The organism is Mycobacterium sp. P7213 (genome assembly GCF_900604305.1).
Taxonomy (GTDB): domain Bacteria; phylum Actinomycetota; class Actinomycetes; order Mycobacteriales; family Mycobacteriaceae; genus Mycobacterium.
Genome location: NZ_UWOA01000011.1, coordinates 37,978 through 56,605, shown reverse-complemented (window position 1 = coordinate 56,605; position 18,628 = coordinate 37,978). Strand labels below are relative to the sequence as shown.

The 18,628-nt window shown below is 66.0% G+C and carries 18 protein-coding genes and 2 tRNA genes; 11 read left to right on the top strand and 9 right to left on the bottom strand.

Translation table 11 applies throughout. From position 1 onward, the window contains the following. The first annotated feature begins 1 nt into the window (after window position 1). From cofC to EJK91_RS05945, 3 genes are read left to right on the top strand one after another with little or no spacing between them, the layout of a single operon-like run. Window positions 2-682 (top strand): 2-phospho-L-lactate guanylyltransferase, encoded by a 681-nt coding sequence (gene cofC, locus EJK91_RS05955; RefSeq protein ID WP_024443278.1) that lies wholly within the window; start codon window positions 2-4, stop codon window positions 680-682. Then, on the top strand, window positions 672-2,879 hold the full coding sequence (locus EJK91_RS05950) for an RNA degradosome polyphosphate kinase (protein ID WP_125078478.1): 2,208 nt from the start codon (window positions 672-674) through the stop codon (window positions 2,877-2,879). The genes cofC and EJK91_RS05950 overlap by 11 nt, the downstream gene beginning before the upstream one ends. Window positions 2,880-2,928: 49 nt before the next feature. Then, window positions 2,929-3,861 (top strand): NUDIX hydrolase, encoded by a 933-nt coding sequence (locus EJK91_RS05945; RefSeq protein WP_125078477.1) that lies wholly within the window; start codon window positions 2,929-2,931, stop codon window positions 3,859-3,861. A 48-nt stretch (window positions 3,862-3,909) separates the two neighbouring features. Here EJK91_RS05945 and EJK91_RS05940 read toward each other — a convergent pair whose 3' ends face one another. From EJK91_RS05940 to leuC, 3 genes are all read right to left on the bottom strand, one after another. Then, window positions 3,910-4,623, bottom strand: coding sequence for an HU family DNA-binding protein (locus EJK91_RS05940; protein ID WP_125078476.1), 714 nt, complete (start codon window positions 4,621-4,623; stop codon window positions 3,910-3,912). A 188-nt stretch (window positions 4,624-4,811) separates the two neighbouring features. Further along, window positions 4,812-5,408, bottom strand: a complete 597-nt coding sequence (gene leuD, locus EJK91_RS05935; RefSeq protein WP_125078475.1) for a 3-isopropylmalate dehydratase small subunit — start codon at window positions 5,406-5,408, stop codon at window positions 4,812-4,814. Window positions 5,409-5,436: 28 nt separating this feature from the next. Next, complete coding sequence (gene leuC / locus EJK91_RS05930) at window positions 5,437-6,855, bottom strand: 3-isopropylmalate dehydratase large subunit (protein WP_444850800.1); 1,419 nt, start codon at window positions 6,853-6,855, stop codon at window positions 5,437-5,439. Window positions 6,856-6,910: 55 nt separating this feature from the next. Between leuC and EJK91_RS05925 the strand changes: the two genes are divergently transcribed. Next, window positions 6,911-7,612, top strand: coding sequence for an IclR family transcriptional regulator (locus EJK91_RS05925; RefSeq protein ID WP_024443284.1), 702 nt, complete (start codon window positions 6,911-6,913; stop codon window positions 7,610-7,612). A 95-nt stretch (window positions 7,613-7,707) separates the two neighbouring features. Further along, a complete protein-coding gene (locus EJK91_RS05920) occupies window positions 7,708-8,208 on the top strand; it encodes a pyridoxamine 5'-phosphate oxidase family protein (protein WP_125078474.1) in 501 nt (166 codons plus the stop codon). Window positions 8,209-8,271: 63 nt separating this feature from the next. On the opposite strand, the gene EJK91_RS05915 is transcribed toward EJK91_RS05920, so the two are convergent. The 4 genes from EJK91_RS05915 to EJK91_RS05900 form a co-directional block, all read right to left on the bottom strand. Continuing rightward, window positions 8,272-8,344: transfer RNA gene (locus EJK91_RS05915), tRNA-Glu, on the bottom strand. 73 nt (window positions 8,345-8,417) lie between these two features. After that, a tRNA-Gln gene (locus EJK91_RS05910) sits at window positions 8,418-8,489 on the bottom strand. A gap of 99 nt (window positions 8,490-8,588) precedes the next feature. Further along, window positions 8,589-10,061: a glutamate--tRNA ligase gene (gene gltX / locus EJK91_RS05905; RefSeq protein ID WP_125078473.1), complete on the bottom strand. Its 1,473-nt coding sequence runs from the start codon at window positions 10,059-10,061 to the stop codon at window positions 8,589-8,591. Beyond that, window positions 10,058-10,846 carry a fumarylacetoacetate hydrolase family protein gene (locus tag EJK91_RS05900; RefSeq protein WP_024443287.1) on the bottom strand — a complete coding sequence of 263 codons (789 nt, stop codon included), beginning with the start codon at window positions 10,844-10,846 and terminating at the stop codon, window positions 10,058-10,060. Before EJK91_RS05900 ends, gltX begins: the two co-directional genes overlap by 4 nt. A gap of 182 nt (window positions 10,847-11,028) precedes the next feature. Between EJK91_RS05900 and EJK91_RS05895 the strand changes: the two genes are divergently transcribed. The 6 genes from EJK91_RS05895 to EJK91_RS05870 all read left to right on the top strand — a co-directional run bounded on the left by EJK91_RS05895 (window position 11,029) and on the right by EJK91_RS05870 (window position 16,166). Continuing rightward, window positions 11,029-12,285, top strand: coding sequence for an MFS transporter (locus EJK91_RS05895; RefSeq protein ID WP_024443288.1), 1,257 nt, complete (start codon window positions 11,029-11,031; stop codon window positions 12,283-12,285). Between the two features lie 26 nt (window positions 12,286-12,311). After that, a complete protein-coding gene (gene ectA / locus EJK91_RS05890; RefSeq protein WP_125078472.1) occupies window positions 12,312-12,878 on the top strand; it encodes a diaminobutyrate acetyltransferase in 567 nt (188 codons plus the stop codon). A gap of 188 nt (window positions 12,879-13,066) precedes the next feature. Further along, window positions 13,067-14,344, top strand: a complete 1,278-nt coding sequence (gene ectB / locus EJK91_RS05885) for a diaminobutyrate--2-oxoglutarate transaminase (RefSeq protein WP_046301648.1) — start codon at window positions 13,067-13,069, stop codon at window positions 14,342-14,344. Then, complete coding sequence (locus tag EJK91_RS05880; RefSeq protein ID WP_024443291.1) at window positions 14,341-14,748, top strand: ectoine synthase; 408 nt, start codon at window positions 14,341-14,343, stop codon at window positions 14,746-14,748. The genes ectB and EJK91_RS05880 overlap by 4 nt, the downstream gene beginning before the upstream one ends. Window positions 14,749-14,756: 8 nt before the next feature. Further along, window positions 14,757-15,647: an ectoine hydroxylase gene (thpD, locus tag EJK91_RS05875; protein ID WP_046301647.1), complete on the top strand. Its 891-nt coding sequence runs from the start codon at window positions 14,757-14,759 to the stop codon at window positions 15,645-15,647. Window positions 15,648-15,674: 27 nt separating this feature from the next. Beyond that, on the top strand, window positions 15,675-16,166 hold the full coding sequence (locus EJK91_RS05870) for a DUF3830 family protein (RefSeq protein ID WP_024443293.1): 492 nt from the start codon (window positions 15,675-15,677) through the stop codon (window positions 16,164-16,166). Here the strand turns inward: EJK91_RS05870 and EJK91_RS05865 are convergent. Both EJK91_RS05865 and EJK91_RS05860 read right to left on the bottom strand, forming a co-directional pair. Then, entirely contained in the window at window positions 16,156-17,568 is a 1,413-nt protein-coding gene (locus EJK91_RS05865; RefSeq protein WP_125078471.1) for an amidase, read from the bottom strand. The genes EJK91_RS05870 and EJK91_RS05865 overlap by 11 nt on opposite strands. A 10-nt stretch (window positions 17,569-17,578) precedes the next feature. Next, complete coding sequence (locus EJK91_RS05860) at window positions 17,579-18,547, bottom strand: D-2-hydroxyacid dehydrogenase (protein WP_046301645.1); 969 nt, start codon at window positions 18,545-18,547, stop codon at window positions 17,579-17,581. Window positions 18,548-18,628: the final 81 nt, after the last annotated feature.

The window sequence follows — 18,628 nt, the reverse complement described above, 5'->3', positions numbered from 1 at the left end:
TGTGAACTCCGCACCGGCTGAGGTATCCGGCATCGGCCTGGTCATTGCCGTCAAGCGGCTCAGTGTGGCCAAGACCCGGCTGGCGCCGGCGTTTCCCGCACCGCTGCGCGAAGCCGTGGTGCTGGCCATGCTGGTGGACACCATCAGTGCGGCTTCGGCCGCCCGCGGACTGGAGCACATCACGGTGGTCACCCCCGACGAGGCGGCCGCTGCGGCCGCCGCCGAACTGGGAGCCGAGGTGTTGGAGGACCCGACGCCAGACGGTCACGACGACCCGCTGAACAACGCGCTCGCTGCGGCCGAAGCCGCGGTGACCGAGTCCGTACCGAACATCGTTGTGTTGCAAGGCGATTTGCCAGCTTTGCAATCCTACGAACTCGATGAGGCGATCGCCTCGGCACGAACCCACCAGCGCAGCTTCGTCGCTGACCGGCATGGAATGGGTACCGCCGCGCTCTTCGCTTTCGGCACCGCCCTGGACCCCCGCTTCGGCCGGGATTCCTCGAACCGTCACCGCCAATCGGGAGCGCTGGAATTGACCGGTGCCTGGCCCGGCCTGCGCTGTGACATCGACACACCGGAAGATCTGGCGGTGGCACGACGACTCGGCGTGGGCACGGCAACGGCCCGTGCGCTTGCACTTGCCAAGTCCGGTGGCAGCGGCACGCGGTATGAGCAATGATTTCGGAGTGGACGAAATCGAGGGCAGCGAACTCACTGCGACGCGTAGCGACACGACTGACCGGCATACGCGCGACGCCGCTCCGACCGCCCCTCCCGCTGCCACCGAGACTCTTCCGGCCGGCTATACCGACGAATTGCCCGCGGACCGCTATCTCAACCGGGAACTGAGCTGGCTGGACTTCAACGCGCGAGTGCTGGCGCTGGCCGCCGACACCTCCTTGCCGCTGCTGGAGCGGGCCAAGTTCCTGGCGATCTTCGCCTCCAATCTCGACGAGTTCTACATGGTCCGAGTCGCCGGCCTCAAACGCCGCGATGAGATGGGTCTGTCGGTGCGCTCGGCCGACGGCCTGACCCCCCGTGAGCAATTGCGCCGCATCGGGGAACGGACCCAGCAGATCGCCACCCGCCATGCGGGGGTGTTCCTCGACTCCGTCCGCCCTGCGCTTGCCGCCGAAGGCATCCACGTGGTCACGTGGGCCGATCTCCTACCGGCCGAGCGCGACCAGCTGTCGGTGTACTTCCACGAGCAGGTGTTCCCGGTGCTGACACCGCTGGCGGTCGACCCGGCCCACCCGTTCCCGTTCGTCAGTGGGCTCAGCTTGAACCTGGCGGTGACGGTAAAGCGCCCCGAGGACGGTGGCAGTCACTTCGCGCGGGTCAAGGTCCCCGACAACGTCGACCGTTTCGTCGAACTTGACGCCCGCGCCAACGGCGGCGACGGCCGTGACGAGGTCCGGTTCTTGCCGATGGAGGAGCTGATCGCGGCGTTCCTGCCGGTGTTGTTCCCCGGCATGGAGATCGTCGAGCATCACGCGTTCCGCATCACCCGCAACGCCGATTTCGAGGTCGAAGAGGACCGCGATGAAGACCTGTTGCAGGCCTTGGAACGCGAGCTGGCGCGGCGCCGGTTCGGGTCGCCGGTTCGCCTCGAGGTCGCCGACGACATGACCGAGCACATGCTGGAGTTGCTGTTGCGGGAGCTCGACGTGGACCCCGGTGACGTCATCGAGGTGCCCGGCCTCCTGGACCTGTCATCGCTGTGGCAGGTCTACGGCCAGGACCGGCCCGATCTCAAGGACCGCACCTTCGTCCCGGCCACCCACCCGGCGTTCGCCGAACGGGAAACCCCCAAAAGCATTTTCGCCACCCTGCGGGAGGGCGATGTGTTGGTACATCACCCCTACGACTCGTTCGCCACCAGCGTGCAGCGGTTCATCGAACAGGCTGCGGCCGACCCGGGCGTGCTGGCGATCAAGCAGACGCTCTACCGCACCTCCGGTGATTCACCGATCGTCACCGCGCTGATCGACGCGGCAGAGGCCGGCAAGCAGGTGGTGGCACTCGTCGAGATCAAGGCCCGCTTCGACGAGCAGGCCAACATCAAGTGGGCCCGCAAGCTGGAGCAGGCCGGCGTGCACGTGGTGTACGGACTGATCGGACTGAAAACCCACTGCAAGGTCTGCCTCGTCGTGCGTCGCGAAGGCTCCACGATCCGGCGTTACTGCCATATCGGAACCGGCAACTACAACTCCAAGACCGCTCGCCTCTATGAAGATGTGGGGCTGCTCACCGCCGACCCGGACATCGGTGCCGACCTGACCGACCTGTTCAACTCGTTGACTGGCTATTCGCGGAAAGTCGCCTATCGCAACCTGTTGGTGGCACCACACGGTGTCCGGACCGGGATCATCGAACGCATCGAACGTGAGGTCGCGGCGCACCGCCACTCCGGCAACGGACGGATCCGGCTCAAGCTCAACTCACTGGTCGACGAGCAGGTGATCGACGCGCTCTACAGCGCCTCTCGCGCGGGTGTGCAAGTTGAATTGTTCGTTCGCGGTATCTGCGCACTGCGGCCCGGGGTCGAGGGCTTCTCCGAAAACATCCTCGTTCGATCGATTCTCGGTCGTTTCCTGGAGCACTCGCGCATCATCCACTTCCGCGCCATCGACGAATTCTGGATCGGCAGCGCCGACATGATGCACCGCAATCTCGATCGCCGGGTCGAAGTGATGGTGCAGGTGAAGAACCCGCGGCTGACCACACAATTGGGCGACGTGTTCGACTCCGCAATGGATCCGGCTACCCGCTGCTGGGAGCTCGGACCCGACGGCCAGTGGACGGCGGAACCGCAAGCCGGCGCCACCGTGTGCGACCACCAGGCGTCGCTGATGGAACGACACCGCAATCCCTGACCCCCGGCCCACTGCCCGCAAAGCCCGAATTGACCTGCAGGAGTGCAAGGTGCTCGAAACGACAGTGCCGAATGGCTCCGGGACCGTAGACAAGGTCATCCACGCCGCCGGCGCGGTGCTGTGGCGGACGCGACGCAATGCCGTTGAGGTGGCCCTCATCCACCGCCCGCGCTACGACGACTGGTCACTGCCCAAGGGCAAGGTCGATCCCGGCGAGACCGAGCCGGTGACAGCTGTGCGCGAGATCCTGGAAGAGACCGGCCAGCACGCACAGCTAGGCCGCCGACTGGGAGCGGTCCGCTATCCGGTCAGCCAAGGCGTCAAGAAGGTCCGGTACTGGGCTGCACAGGCGGTGGGCGGAGACTTCGTCCCCAACCACGAGGTCGACGATCTGGTCTGGCTACCGGTCGATGCCGCGATGAAGGAACTGCAGTATGCCTATGACCGGAAGATACTGCGGCGGTTCGCCAAGCAACCCGCGGACACCCAAACGGTATTGATCGTGCGGCACGCTACCGCTGGGCGTCGGTCCCGGTTCTCCGGCGATGACCGCCAGCGGCCGCTGGACAAGAAGGGCCGCGCACAGGCCGAGGCGCTCACCGCTCAGCTGCTCGCCTTCGGCGCGAGCGCGGTGTATGCGGCCGACCGGGTGCGCTGCGAGCAGACGGTGGAGCCACTGGCCGCCGAACTCGGGGTGCCCGTGCACAACGAGCCGACGCTGACTGAAGAGTCCTACGCTGAGCACCCGAAGCAGGCCCGCCGCCGGGTGGTGGAGATCGCGAAATTGGGCGGGACACCCGTTATCTGTACCCAAGGCAAGGTAATTCCAGACCTGATCGCCTGGTGGTGCGACCGCGATGGGGTCAGCCCGGACAAATCCCGCAATCGCAAGGGCAGCACCTGGGTGCTGTCACTGTCGGGTGGCCGGCTGATCGCCGCCGACCACATCGGTAGCCCGCTGGCTACTCAAGCGCTGGTATAAACGACCGAGCGCCGCGGGGATAACCCCGCGGCGCTCGGCTATTCGTTGCTACTTGCGACCCTTACGGGCCGGAGCCTTGGTGGCTTTCTTGGCCGGAGCCTTCTTCGCCACGGCCTTGGTGGCTGCCTTCTTGGCGACAACCTTCTTGGCCGGAGCCTTGGTCGCTGCCTTCTTGGCGACAACCTTCTTGGCCGGAGCCTTGGTCACGGCCTTCTTGGCCGGAGCCTTGGTCGCTGCCTTCTTCGCGACAACCTTCTTGGCCGGAGCCTTGGCGGCTGCCTTGGTCGCGGCCTTCTTGGCCGGAGCCTTCTTGGCAGGCGCGGCCTTGGTCGCAGCCTTCTTCGCGACAGCCTTCTTGGCCGGAGCCTTGGCGGCAGTCTTCTTGGCAGCGGCCTTGGCGGCCTTCTTGGCCGGAGCCTTCTTGGCAGGCGCGGCGCTGGCACCAGCACCACGCTTGACGGCCAGACCCTCAGACGGGACACGCTGCGCGCCAGAAACAATCGCCTTGAACTGCGCACCTGGGCGGAAGGCGGGGACGGACGTGGGCTTCACCTTGACCGTTTCACCGGTGCGGGGATTGCGGGCCACGCGCGCGGCGCGACGACGACGCTCAAAAACGCCGAACCCGGTGATGGTGACGCTCTCACCCTTGTGGACAGCGCGCACAATGGCATTGACGAAATGCTCGACGGCTTCGGTCGCCGACCGGCGGTCGGTGTCCAATTCCTTTGTGAGCACCTCGATGAGCTCTGCTTTGTTCATCCAATCCCTCCGAAACCAGTGGCCCTACTTGAGCCGACTAGAGCACACGGTAAACCCTGATACCACTGATATCCAAGAGCCACGCGCAATTTCAGACGAGATTATGGGCGAATTCGGCAATCCGGTTAGCTACCTCGGATGCTTACGTGAACGTCGAAACCACCGGAATTCAGCTCCGGCGCGGGCCCTCAAGAAGCCGACAGGGTGCGCGGTTTCCAGCTCGGACGGGCTGCCTCGAATGAGTCGATCTCTTCGAGTTTCCGCAGCGTAAGGCCTATATCGTCGAGCCCTTCGGATAACCGCCAGGCGGTGTAGTCGTCAATCGTGAACGCCACCACCACCGTTCCGGCGGTGATATTCCGATCTTGAAGATTGACAGTGATTTCCAGCCCCGGGCTCTGCTCGATCACTTTCCACAGCAGTTCCACATCATCTTGGGCCACCTGGGCCGCCAGCAGACCGGCCTTGCCCGCATTGCCGCGGAAGATGTCGGCAAATCGGGAAGAGATCACCACCCGGAAACCGTAGTCGAGTAGCGCCCACACCGCGTGCTCCCGCGACGATCCGGTGCCGAAGTCCGGTCCGGCCACCAGCACCGAACCTTGGTCGAATGGGCTGAGATTCAGCACGAAGGACGGATCGGTCCGCCATGTGGCGAACAGGCCGTCCTCAAATCCCGTCCGGGTGATGCGCTTCAGATAGACCGCGGGAATGATCTGGTCGGTGTCGACATTGGACCGCCGCAGCGGGACTCCGATTCCGGTGTGGGTGTGGAAAGCGTCCATGACTAGGCTCCTTTGAGTACCGTGGCGGTCAGTTCAAGTCCTGGGGGGCCGACAACGTCCCACGGACGGCGGTGGCGGCGGCCACGACCGGGGACACCAGATGGGTGCGTCCGCCCTTGCCCTGCCGGCCCTCGAAGTTGCGGTTGGACGTCGACGCGGATCGCTGCCCCGGCTCCAGCTGATCGGGATTCATCCCCAGGCACATTGAGCAGCCGGGCTGGCGCCATTCGGCTCCGGCGGCGGTGAAAATCTCCGAGAGGCCTTCGGCTTCGGCTTGTTTGCGCACGCGCATCGAACCCGGCACCACGAGCATCCGTACGCCGTCGGCGACCTGACGTCCGCGCAGAACATCCGCCACCGCCCGCAGGTCCTCGATACGACCGTTGGTGCACGACCCGACGAACACCGTGTCGACCGAGATATCGCGCATCGGGGTGCCGGGTTGAAGGTCCATGTACGCCAACGCCTTCTCTGCGGCTCGCCGCTCGGCCTCGTCGGGGATGGCCTCGGGGTCGGGCACGTCGGCGCCCAGCGGGACGCCTTGGCCGGGATTGGTGCCCCAGGTCACGAACGGCGTCAGCGCATCCGCGTCCAGGTGGACCTCGGTGTCGAACGTTGCACCCGGGTCGGTGCGCAGGCTGCTCCAATACGCCACGGCGGCGTCCCAGTCCGCACCGGTCGGCGCGTGCGGCCGTCCGCGGAGGTACTCGTACGTGGTCTCATCAGGGGCAACCATGCCGGCCCGGGCGCCAGCCTCAATGCTCATGTTGCAGATCGTCATCCGCGCCTCCATGGACAGCGCCTCAATGGCACTGCCCCGGTATTCGATGACGTAGCCCTGGCCGCCACCGGTGCCGATCTGGGCGATCACCGCCAAGATGACGTCCTTGGCCGTAACGCCGTCGGCGAGCTTCCCGTCGACATTGACCGCCATTGTCTTGAACGGCTTCAGCGGCAACGTCTGGGTGGCCAGCACGTGCTCGACCTCGGAGGTGCCGATACCCATCGCCAGCGCACCGAACGCGCCGTGGGTGGAGGTGTGGCTGTCGCCGCAGACCACCGTCGTGCCGGGCTGGGTGAGCCCCAGCTGTGGCCCGATGATGTGCACGATCCCCTGATCGATATCGCCCATCGGGTGCAACCGGATACCGAACTCGGCGCAGTTGTGCCGCAGTGTCTCGACCTGCGTACGCGACACGGGGTCGGCGATCGGCTTGTCGATGTCGACCGTCGGCACGTTGTGGTCCTCGGTGGCGATGGTCAGATCCGGGCGCCGTACCGGACGACCGGCCAGCCGCAGCCCCTCAAAAGCCTGCGGGCTGGTGACCTCATGTACCAAGTGCAGGTCGATGTAGATGAGATCGGGTTCGGTCCCCCCGCCGGAAACCACGACGTGGTCTGCCCAGACCTTCTCGGCCAGGGTGCGAGGCTGCTCGGTCTTGAACATCACTGCCATCCCTCAAGCTATGCCGTCCCATATTTTGAGACGCTAGTATCTGTATATGGGACAGCATAGCGGTATCGGCGTTCTGGACAAAGCAGTGGCGGTGCTCCACTCAATCGCCGAATCGCCCTGCGGGCTAGCTGAACTGTGCGACCGCACCGGCCTGCCCCGCGCCACCGCGCACCGGCTGGCCGCCGGTTTGGAGACCCACCGGCTGCTCGGGCGTGACGATGAGGGCCGCTGGCAGATCGGGCCGGCGGTCAGCGAACTGGCGGTCGGCGCCGACGATCCGCTTCGGGTGGCCGGCGCGACCGTGCTGCCGCGGCTGCGAGAGATCACCGGGGAGAGCGTGCAGCTGTATCGCCGTGAAGGCTCCGAACGGGTCTGCGTTGCGGCGCTGGAACCGACTGCGGGGCTGCGAGACACCGTCCCGGTCGGCGCCCGGCTGCCGATGACCGCCGGCTCGGGCGCCAAAGTCTTGCTGGCCTACGCCGACGCAGCCGTGCAACAGGAAGTGCTGCCGGAGGCCAAATTCACCAGCCGCACCCTTACAGAGATGCGCCGCCGGGGCTGGGCGCAAAGCGTCGCCGAGCGCGAACCCGGCGTAGCCAGCGTGTCAGCGCCGGTGCGCGATCGCCGCGGCACCGTGGTAGCAGCGATCTCGGTGTCGGGCCCGATTGACCGGATGGGTCGACGCCCGGGGGCGCGCTGGGCCGCCGACCTGCTCGCGGCGGCCAGCGACCTGACGGCCCGACTGTGACCGCGAGCAGACACAAAAGCCCCCATTTCGTGGACGACAATGGGGACTTTGCGTCTGCTCGCCGGGTGATCTGGCCCGCCTGACAGACTGCAGAGATGGGAACCAAACAGCGCGCACAGATCGTCATGACCGAGGCCGAGGTCGCCGACTTCGTCGACACCCACCGCACCGGAACTTTGGCCACCATCGGGCCCGACGGCCAGCCGCACCTGACCGCGATGTGGTACGCGGTGCTCGACGGCGAGATCTGGCTCGAGACCAAGGCCAAGTCCCAGAAGGCGGTCAACCTGCGCCGCGATCCGCGGGTCACCTTCCTTCTGGAAGCCGGCCAGACGTACGACACGCTGCGCGGGGCGGCTTTCGAGGGCGTCGCGGAGATCGTCGACGACCCAGACACCATCTTCCGGGTGGGCGTCAGCGTCTGGGAGCGCTACACCGGCCCCTACACCGACGAGATGAAGCCCGGCGTCGACGCGATGATGAACAACCGGGTGGCTGTGCGCATCGTCACACGGCGCACCCGCTCCTGGGACCACCGCAAGCTCGGCTTGCCGGCCATGCCGCTGGCCGGTTCCACCGCTCCGAAGGGTGACTGAGCCCACGCAGCCGTCGGTCGAACGCAAAAGGCCCGCACCTTATGGTGCGGGCCTTTTGCGATGTACCCCCGATGGGATTCGAACCCACGCTACCGCCGTGAGAGGGCGGCGTCCTAGGCCGCTAGACGACGGGGGCTAGAACATTTCCGGGTTGCCAGCATAGCTCAACCCCTGCGGCCCGCCTAATCGCTTGCAGCGGACCGCTTTTGCTGGGGTACCAGGACTCGAACCTAGAATGGCTGAACCAGAATCAGCTGTGTTGCCAATTACACCATACCCCATTGGCCGGCCATTACCGCTGGTCAGAGTGCCGGTGGGGCACTACTGGCCAGCCGTTCTTGGGCCGACGAGCAGACTACCAAACTTCTAGCGCGAAGTTGTCATCGCGCTTCCCCAACGCCGTCCCGGGCGCTCCGCAGCCGGTCCAAGCTGCGGTTAGAGCCCAACAGTTCCAGCGACTCGAACAGTGGTGGGCTGACCAATCCGCCGGAGACTCCGACCCGGATCGGGCCGAACGCCTTGCGGGGTTTGAGTCCCAGATCGTCCAGCAGCGCGGCCTTCAGCGCGGCCTCGATGTTGGCGGTGCTCCACTCGCCCACGCCCTCCAGCGCGGCGATAGCCGCATCCAACACCGGCGCCGCGTCCGGGCCCAGCTCCTTGGCGGCGGCCCGCGGGTCCAGCTCGTAGTGGGAGTCGTTGAAGAACTTCAGCAGCGGCCAGGCGTCGCCGAGCACCACGATGCGGGTCTGCACCAGCGCCGCGGCCAGCGCGAAGCCGGCGTCGTCCAGGCCGGTGTCATGTCCGTGGGAGTCGAGGAAACTGCGCAACCGTGCGGTGAAGTCTTCGGCGTCGAGCAGCCGGATGTGCTCGGCGTTGAGTGCGTCAGCCTTTTTCTGGTCGAACCGGGCCGGGTTGGAGTTGACGTTGACCACATCGAACGCCGCGACCATCTCGTCGAGACTGAATACGTCGCGGTCGTCGGCGATAGACCAGCCCAGCAGTGCCAGATAGTTCAGCAGCCCCTCGGGGATGAAACCGCGGTCGCGGTGCGCGAAAAGGTTCGACTGCGGGTCACGCTTGGACAGCTTCTTGGTGCCCTCACCCAAAACGGTTGGCAGGTGGCCGAACTCTGGGATGCGATCAGCCACGCCGATGCGAATCAGCGCCTGATACAGCGCGATCTGGCGTGGCGTGGACGGCAACAGGTCCTCGCCGCGCAGCACGTGGGTGATCTTCATCATCGCGTCGTCAACCGGGTTGACCAACGTGTACAACGGATCCCCGTTGGCGCGCGTCAGCGCGAAATCGGGAACGGTGCCCGCCGGGAAGGATGTCTGCCCGCGCACCAGGTCCGCCCAGCTGAGCTCGGTATCGGGCATCCGCAGCCGAACTACCGGCTTGCGGCCCTCGGCCAGGAAAGCGGCCCGCTGCTCCGCGGTCAGCTCCCGGTCGAAGTTGTCGTAGCCCAGTTTGGGGTTCCGGCCAGCGGCAAGGTGACGAGCCTCGACCTCCTCGGGGGTCGAGAACGCTTCGTAAGCCTCGCCGGCCGCGAGCAACTGCACCACCACATCACGGTGGATGTCGGCGCGCTGCGACTGCCGGTACGGACCGTAGGGGCCGCCTACCTCGGGTCCCTCATCCCAGTCCAGATGCAGCCAGCGCAGCGCGTCCAGCAGCGCCAAGTAGCTTTCCTCACTGTCGCGTTCGGCGTCGGTGTCCTCCACCCGGAAGACCATGGTTCCGCCTGTGTGGCGGGCGTAAGCCCAGTTGAACAGGGCGGTGCGGATCAACCCGACGTGCGGCGTGCCGGTCGGTGACGGACAGAACCGAACACGAACACCAGATGTGGTCACGAGTTTCCTTTGCGGATAACCGGATTGGACAGGGCGCCAATGCCTTCGATGGAGACAGACACGGTGTCACCGTGCTCGATGGGGCCGACACCGTCAGGGGTGCCGGTCAGAAGGATGTCGCCGGGCAGCAGCGTCATCACCGCAGAGATCCACTCCACGATGGCGCCGATGTCGTGCATCATCAGCGAAGTCCTGCTGTCCTGCTTCACCACCCCATTGACCTCGGTGCGAATCGCCAGGTCAGCTGGGTCAACGTCGGTGACTATCCAGGGTCCGATCGGACAGAAGGTGTCATGGCCTTTAGCCCGGGTCCACTGCCCGTCGGACTGCTGCTGGTCACGGGCCGACACGTCGTTGCCGATGGTGTAACCCAAGATGTTGTCCTTGGCCCGCGCTGCCGGAACGTCCTTGCACGGACGCGAGATAACCACGGCCAGCTCGCCTTCGAAGTGCACGGGGGACGCATTGGCGGGCAGCTGAATCGGCACATTGGGCCCGATGATGGCGGTGTTCGGCTTGAGGAACATCGTCGGGTTGGCCGGTGCGGCGCCGCCCATCTCGGCGATATGGGCCGCGTAGTTCTTCCCGATGCAGACCACCTTGCTCGCCAGGATCGGTGCCAGCAGGCGCACGTCAGCCAGCGGCCAGGACCGGCCCGTGAACTCCGGTGTGCCGAACGGGTGCTCGGCGATCTCGCGGGCGGTCATCTCGTGTGGCCGGTCCGAGTCCCCTTCAATACTGACGAAGGCGACACCGTCCGGGCTGGCAATTCGGCCTAGTCGCATTCGCACAAGCCTAATGGCGATCACAAGCGCGGCGGAGCCGGGCGCAGTGGGTCGCCATCAACCAGCACAAGCCGATCACCAGCGCGGCGGAGCCGGGCGCGGTGGGTCACGCGACCAGACGCATCCGTCATCAATTGGCTCAGCTCGCGTCCCTGGTGGTGGGCCTGTGGAAGCATGGTCGGATGTCCGCCGAGCCGATCGGGAAAGCCGCTCGCTGGTCGGTCGTGGTCGTCGCTCTGATGGCCACGCTGTGTTCCTTCGTCTTCATCAACGGCATCGCCTTTGTCATCCCGATGCTGGAGACCAAAAGGGAAACCAACCTGGCAATGGCTGGCCTGCTGGCCTCGATGCCCAGCTTCGGCATGGTGCTAACCCTGTTCGCCTGGGGAGCGCTGCTGGACCGCATCGGCGAGCGGATCGTGTTGAGTGTTGGTTCCGCGTTGACCGCGCTGGCCACGTTCGCGGCGGCATCGATGCAGTCGCTGGTCGGCGTCGGGGCTTTCCTCTTTCTCGGAGGTATGGCCGCCGCCAGTGCCAACACTGCCAGCGGACGGTTGGTGACGGGCTGGTTTCCGCCTCACCAGCGCGGACTGGTGATGGGTATCCGCCAGACCGCGCAACCGTTGGGCATCGCGTTGGGAGCCGAGGTGATTCCCGAGCTGGCCGAGCACGGGCTGCCGCGGGCGCTGATGTTTCCGGCAACACTGTGTGCCGTTGCGGCGGTGGCGTGTGCGATCGGTGTCATCGATCCACCGCGCCGGCCACGGTCGGCGGCCTCCGGCACCGAACTGGCCAGCCCCTACAACGGGTCAAAGGTGCTGTGGCGCATCCACTTGTCTTCGGCTCTGTTAATGGTTCCGCAGTGTGTTCTCGCCACATTCATGCTGGTGTGGCTGATCGTGGACACCGACTGGTCGATCGCCGCCGCGGGCGGTCTGGTGACGGTGTCGCAGTTGCTCGGCGCCGCCGGGCGGGTGGCGGCCGGCCGGTGGTCCGATCGCGTGCGCTCGCGGCTGCGGCCGATTCGCAGCCTCGCCGTCGCCGGCGCGCTGGCGATGCTGGCGCTGGGGACCGCCGATCACCTGCACTCGCGTCTCGCCGAGGCGACGATGGTTATCGCGGCGGTTATCACCGTGCTGGACAACGGATTGGCCTCGACAGCTGTCGCCGAGATCGCCGGTCCGTACTGGAGTGGTCGCGCGCTGGGCATCCAGAACACCACCCAACGGCTGACCGCGGGCATCGCTCCCCCGCTCTTCGGTGCGCTGATCGGCGCCGCCGGCTACCCCGTGGCCTTCGCGCTGTGCGGACTGTTCCCCCTGGCCGCCCTGCGTCTGGTACCGGTGAGCGCCGAGCCCGATGGCCGCTCGGCGCTCGAAGCACTGCGGACCCTAGGAGTGCCGCCCGGGCCGCCGCCGGACACGCCAGCGCAGCCCTGAACCTGCCGGCAAGTACCGTCGAAACGATGACGGATACGGATCATGTCCGGCTTCGGACACCAACTGTGGCGGACGGCCAGGCCCTATGGCAGATGGCGGTCGACAGCGCCGCTCTCGACGTCAACTCGCCGTACGCCTACCTGCTGTGGTGCCGCGATTTCGCTTCTACCTCGGTAGTCGCCGAGGTAGAGGGCGAGGCCGGCGGTTCAGCGAGGCTCGACGCAGGAGAGCCGAAACTGGGACCGCCGCACAAACTCGGCGGCTTTGTCACCGGCTATCGGCGTCCCGAGGATCCGCAGACCCTGATGGTCTGGCAGGTGGCTGTCAACGCCGCGCACCGGGGAGCCGGCCTGGCCGGCAGGATGCTCGATCACCTGGCGAGCACGCAGGTCACTCGAGGCGTTACTCATCTTGAGACCTCGATCACACCGGACAACGAGGCCAGCCGCCGACTGTTCGGCGCCTTCGCTCGGCGATGGGATGCACCACTGGAGTGTTCCGTGCTGTTCGGAGCGGATTTGTTCGCCGAATCTCATCTGGCAGAAGAACTGTTTCGCATCGGGCCGCTTCGGGTACCCCCACGTCGCCAGTGAGGGCGTGGCAAGGTTGAGATCACAAAATGGTCTCGGTAAGGTCACGAACGCGCAAACGTGAGCCCCGACAGACCTAGGCCGGGGGCATACGAGCGGGGTGGTAGGTCGAGCCGAGATCACCCGCGGCACGAGTTTGACGTCGACCTGTCGTTCCGTTCCGTTGTATGTGACCGACGGACGGAGGAACTATGACGATTTTTGAAACCCTGGAATCCGAGGTACGAAGTTACTGCCGGTCCTGGCCGGTGACGTTCGACCGGGCCAGTGGCTCCCGGATGTGGGATGTCAACGGCAAGGAATATCTGGACTTTTTTGCCGGCGCCGGAGCGCTCAACTACGGCCACAACCACCCTGATCTGCGGGCGCCGCTAGTGGAGTACCTGAGCTCGGATCGAGTGGTGCACTCCCTCGACATGAACACCGTCGCGAAGGCCGAGTTCCTGGAGCGCTTCAACGATGTGATCCTCAAGCCTCGCGAGCTCGACTACAAGGTGCAGTTTCCCGGGCCCACCGGGACCAACGCGGTGGAATCGGCGCTGAAACTGGTGCGCAAGGTCACCGGTCGCGAGAGCATCATCAGCTTTACCAACGCTTTTCACGGCATGACACTGGGTTCGCTGAGTGTCACCGGCAACTCGATGAAGCGCGGCGGCGCCGGTATCCCGCTGGTGCATGCCACGCCGATGCCCTATGACAACTACCTCGATGGCGTGGTGCCCGACTTCATCTGGTTCGAGCGTCTGCTCGATGACAGCGGCAGCGGCCTGAATGAGCCGGCGGGGGTGATCGTCGAGACCGTTCAGGGTGAAGGCGGAATCAACGTGGCCCGCCTGGAATGGTTGCGCGGCCTGTCTGAGCTGTGCCAGCGCCACAACCTGCTGCTGATCGTCGACGACGTCCAGATGGGCTGCGGGCGCACCGGACCGTTCTTCAGCTTTGAGGCGGCCGGAATAGTTCCCGACATCGTCTGCCTGTCCAAGTCGATCAGCGGGTACGGGCTGCCGATGGCGTTAACGCTGTTCAAGCCCGAACTTGACGTGTGGGAGCCGGGCGAGCACAACGGCACATTCCGCGGCCAGAACCCGTCCTTCGTGACCGCCGCTGCCGCACTGAACTTCTGGACCGACAACCGCTTGGAGAAGTCCGTACTGCGTAAGGGCGAACTGATCGAACAGGCGCTGACCGAAGTCGTGGACCCGATCCCCGGCGTCACCACCCGCGGCCGTGGGCTGATCCGCGGCGTGGCCTTCGAACGCCCCGAGCTGGCAGCGGCGGTATGCCGCGAGGCCTTCGAGCGCGGACTGCTGCTGGAGACCTCTGGACCGGAAGGCGAAGTCGTAAAAATGATGCCGCCGTTGGTCATTGACGATGACGACCTAGCCGAAGGTCTGATGATCGCCGCCCAGTCGATCGAAGCCGTCGCCGCCCGCGAACTCACCGCAACCACCTCAGGAGTCAGCCGATGATTGTCCGTACCCTCGCCGAGATCAAGGGCACCGACCGCGACGTGCAGTCCAAGACGTGGAACAGCCAGCGGCTGTTGCTGGCCCGCGACGGACAGCGGTTCTCGATGCACGAGACGTGCCTGTACGCCGGCACTGAGACCTCGATGTGGTACGCCAATCACGTTGAAGCGGTGTACTGCGTCGGCGGCGAAGGTGAGCTGATCAACGACGAGACCGGCGAGGTGCACCCGCTGCATGACGGCACCCTGTACCTGCTCGACGGTCACGAGCACCACCGGGTCATTGCCCACACCGATCTGCGCATGGTGTGCGTATTCGACCCGCCGGTCACCGGGCAGGAGGTGCACGACGACACCGGCGCGTACCCCCTGCTCACTGAACATCCGCAGGAGACGGCATCGTGACCCCTCCTATGGCCCAAACCCTCACCGACCGCTACCCCACGCGCAATAACGTCACGATCGGTATCGAACCCCGGCACGACCCGGTGGTCTGGACCGCAGCAGCCAACGGCGGGCCGTGGAGCCCGGACAGTGTCGCGCAGTTCGACGCCGACGGATTTCTGGCCGTCGACACCCTGGTGGACGCCGATGTGGTCGCAGACCTGCGCAACGAGCTCGACCGCCTGCGGGCCGACGCCGCGCTGGCCGCCGACGACCGTTCGATCTGCGAGCGCGACAGCGGCCAGATCCGGTCGATCTTCGAGGTGCACCGGATCAGCCCGGCGTTCGCCGCGCTGGTCGCCGATCCGCGCCTGGTGGGACCGGCCCGTCAACTGCTCGGCTCCGATGTCTATGTGCACCAGAGCCGGGTCAACTTCAAGCCGGGGTTCAATGGCCGGGAGTTCTACTGGCACTCCGATTTTGAGACCTGGCACGCTGAAGACGGCATGCCCAGCCCTCGGGCGGTCAGCGTCTCGGTAGCCCTCACCGAGAACCTGGACAGCAACGGATCCCTGATGATCATGCCCGGTTCGCACCGTTGGTTCGTGTCGTGCCCGGGTCAGACCCCGCCGGATCACTACCGCTCGTCGCTCAAACAGCAGGAGATCGGCACACCCGACGATGCGAGCCTGACCTGGCTGGCCGATCAGCACGGGATTCGCCAGATCACCGGCCCGGCCGGGTCCGCGGTGTTCTTCGACAGCAACTGCATGCACGGCTCGAGCAGCAACATCACGCCGTATGCGCGCTCGAACGTCTTCATCGTCTACAACAGCGTGGACAACACCCTGGTGGAGCCGTTCGGCGCTGCCGTTCCGCGACCGACATTCATCGCCAGCCGCGTCTTCGACCCGGTCTAGACCCGGACGGAGAGGAAAGGGACTGCTGTGGCACGTTTCCTGTCCATCACGCTGACCGGGCGGGGGGTGTCGTGCCGCGCGCGCCTGCTCGACGAGCAGGCGCCCCTGACCTGCGCCGTGGTCTGGGAAGCGTTGCCCGTCGCCGGCCAGGCCTTTCACGGCAAGTACGCCCGCAACGAGGTCTACACGCTGTTGCCGCCGTTGGGTAGCCCGGGCCGGGAGAACACCACGGTCACGCCAATCCCCGGCGACGTCTGCTTCTTCGACTTCGACGCCGGTGACATCGGCAACCCCGCCTACGGATACGACGCGGACGGGCAAGCGAGTTCACCGCTGGGCGCCACGGACCTTGCGATATTCTACGGCCGCAACAACCTGCTGGTCAATGGCGATGTCGGGTGGGTGCCCGGCAACGTCTTCGCCACAATCGAGGACGGCCTGAGCGAGATGGCCGCCGCATGCAACGACTTGTGGATGGCCGGTGCGGTCGGCGAACAGTTGGCCTTCACTAGGGCCTAGCGAGGGGCCGGCAAGGGCGCGATCTACCGGTCAGGCCAAGCACTCGCTCGGCGAACAGACCGGCCGCCAACACCAGATCGTCGCTGTGCCGGGGTCCGATGATCTGCATGCCGATCGGCAGCCCCTCCGATGTGGCGCCGATCGGAATGCTCAGCGCCGGCTGTTGAGTCATGTTGAACGGGTAGGTGAACGGCGTCCACTGCGCCCACCACCGCATATCGGATTCGGTCGGCACGTCGTGGCCGGCGGTGAAGGCCGCAATGGGCGTGGTCGGCGTGATCAAGAGGTTGTGCCGTTCGTGGAAGCGGCCCATGGTCAACCCCAGATCCACACTGACCTGGCGTGCGGCCAGATAGTCCACGCCCGACACCGCCGTGCCCCGGGCCCACATGTCGGCCAGGCCCGGGTCGACGAGCCCGCGGTCGCTCTCTCGGCCACGCAGACTGCCCGCTGCCCCGGTCGCCCACAGCACCTCGAACGCGTCGATGGGGTCGGCGAAGCCGGGATCGGCTATCACAACGTTCAATCCCGCGTCGGCCAGTGCCTGAACCGCCTCGGCCACCGCGGATTCGACTTGCGGGTCGACGTCGGCATATCCCAGAGTCGGCGAGTACGCGACGTCGAGACCGACCAGGTCGCGCCGGACTTCACCGCGGTAGGTCGTCAGAGTCGCCGGCAACGATGTGGGGTCGCGGAAGTCCGGCAACGCGATGATGTCCATCAGCACGGCGGCGTCTTCGACGGTCCGGGTGATCGGGCCGGCGTGCGCCAGTGGCCCGAACGGACTGATCGGATACATCGGCACCCGGCCGTGAGTGGGTTTGAAACCGACCACCCCGCAGAAACTCGCGGGGATCCGGATGCTTCCGCCGCCGTCTGTGCCGATAGCCAAGGGCGCCATTCCGGCCGCGACGGCGGCGGCGCTGCCACCCGAGGAGCCACCGGCGGTACGGGTGGTGTCGGCGGGATTGCGGGTGACGCCGGTCCGTGGGCTGTCGGTGACGCCCTTCCACGCCAGTTCCGGGGTGGTCGTCTTGCCCAGCAGCACCATGCCGTCGTTGCGGATCTTGTCCACCGCCGGACTGTCATCGGGCCATGGCCCCGCCGCATCGGCGAGCAGCGATCCCCGCAAAGTCGGCCAACCGGCGGTGTGAAAGACGTCCTTGATCGCGATCGGCACCCCATCGAGCAGGCCCTTGGTGTAGTTGCCGCCCCAGCGGACCTCGGATTTACGGGCCTCCGACAGCGCAGCCTCTTCATCGACCAGACAGAAGGCGTTGACTTCGCCGTCACGTTCGCTGATCGCCGCGAGAGCGGCGGCGGTGGCTTCCACCGGCGACAGCTCACCGGAGGTGTAGGCGGCGACCAGTTGCAGAGCGGTCAGTTCAGTCGGCTCGGTCATGTCCGCCCCCTCACCCGGTTCCGCTGGATGCGTACCGGGTCATCTGCTTGTCGACGACGTTGTGCAGTGGCTGCCCAGCGAGATATCGCTTGAAGTTGGCGATGAACTGCTGCTGCAAGAGACTCCGCCAACCCCGGATGTCACCGCTGTTGTGTGGCGTCAGGCTGACGTTGGGCGCACTCCACAGCGGATGATCGGCAGGAAGCGGCTCCGGTTCGACGACATCGAGGGCCGCCCCGGCAATGACGCCGTTCTGCAGCGCCGCCACCAGCGCGCCGGTGTCCACCAGCTCGCCGCGCCCCACGTTGATCAGGCGCGCCGTCGGCCGCATCGCGTCAAGCACCCCGGCCTCGACCATGCCCCGGGTCTGCGCCGTCAATGGGGCGGCGAGCACCACATAGTCGGCGTCGGCGACTGCGGCGAGCACATCGGTGGTGATCGAGCCGAAGTCGGGATCCTCGCGGGCGCTGCGGCCCACGCCGCGCACCGACATGCCAACGGCTCGCAGCAACCGGGCGACGGCCCGCCCTACCGGGCCCGGCCCGATGATGGTCACAGATGCGCCGGCGATCGGCTCGCTGTCGAAGTGCTCCCACCGGTGGACACGCTGAGCCTCCCCGGAGCGCCGGAAGTCCTTGGCGAAGGCCAGGATCTGGCCCAGCACGTACTCGGCAATGGGTTCCTCGAATATGCCGCGCGAATTGGTGACCACGACATCGCTGTCGACCAGCTCTTCGAAGAGCACGGCGTCCACGCCGATCGCGGCGACCTGGACCCAGCGCAGCGCCTCGGCGGAAGACCACACCGATTCCAGTGCGGGAGAGGAGAAGTCATACAAGAAGAGCACGTCGGCGCCGACAATTCCGTCGGCCAGCCGCGATGACGGAACCATGCGCAACTCCGCGTCTGCGCTGATCGAATCGAGTTGGGCGGGAACCGACTCACCGTGCTGGACGGTCACCACCGGCCGCGCGTCCACATTGACACCGTAGAAACAGATCGTATGATTGTCAACAATCCAGGGCTGGCCTGGGGGTGGAACGTCGGTATGGGGAAACCC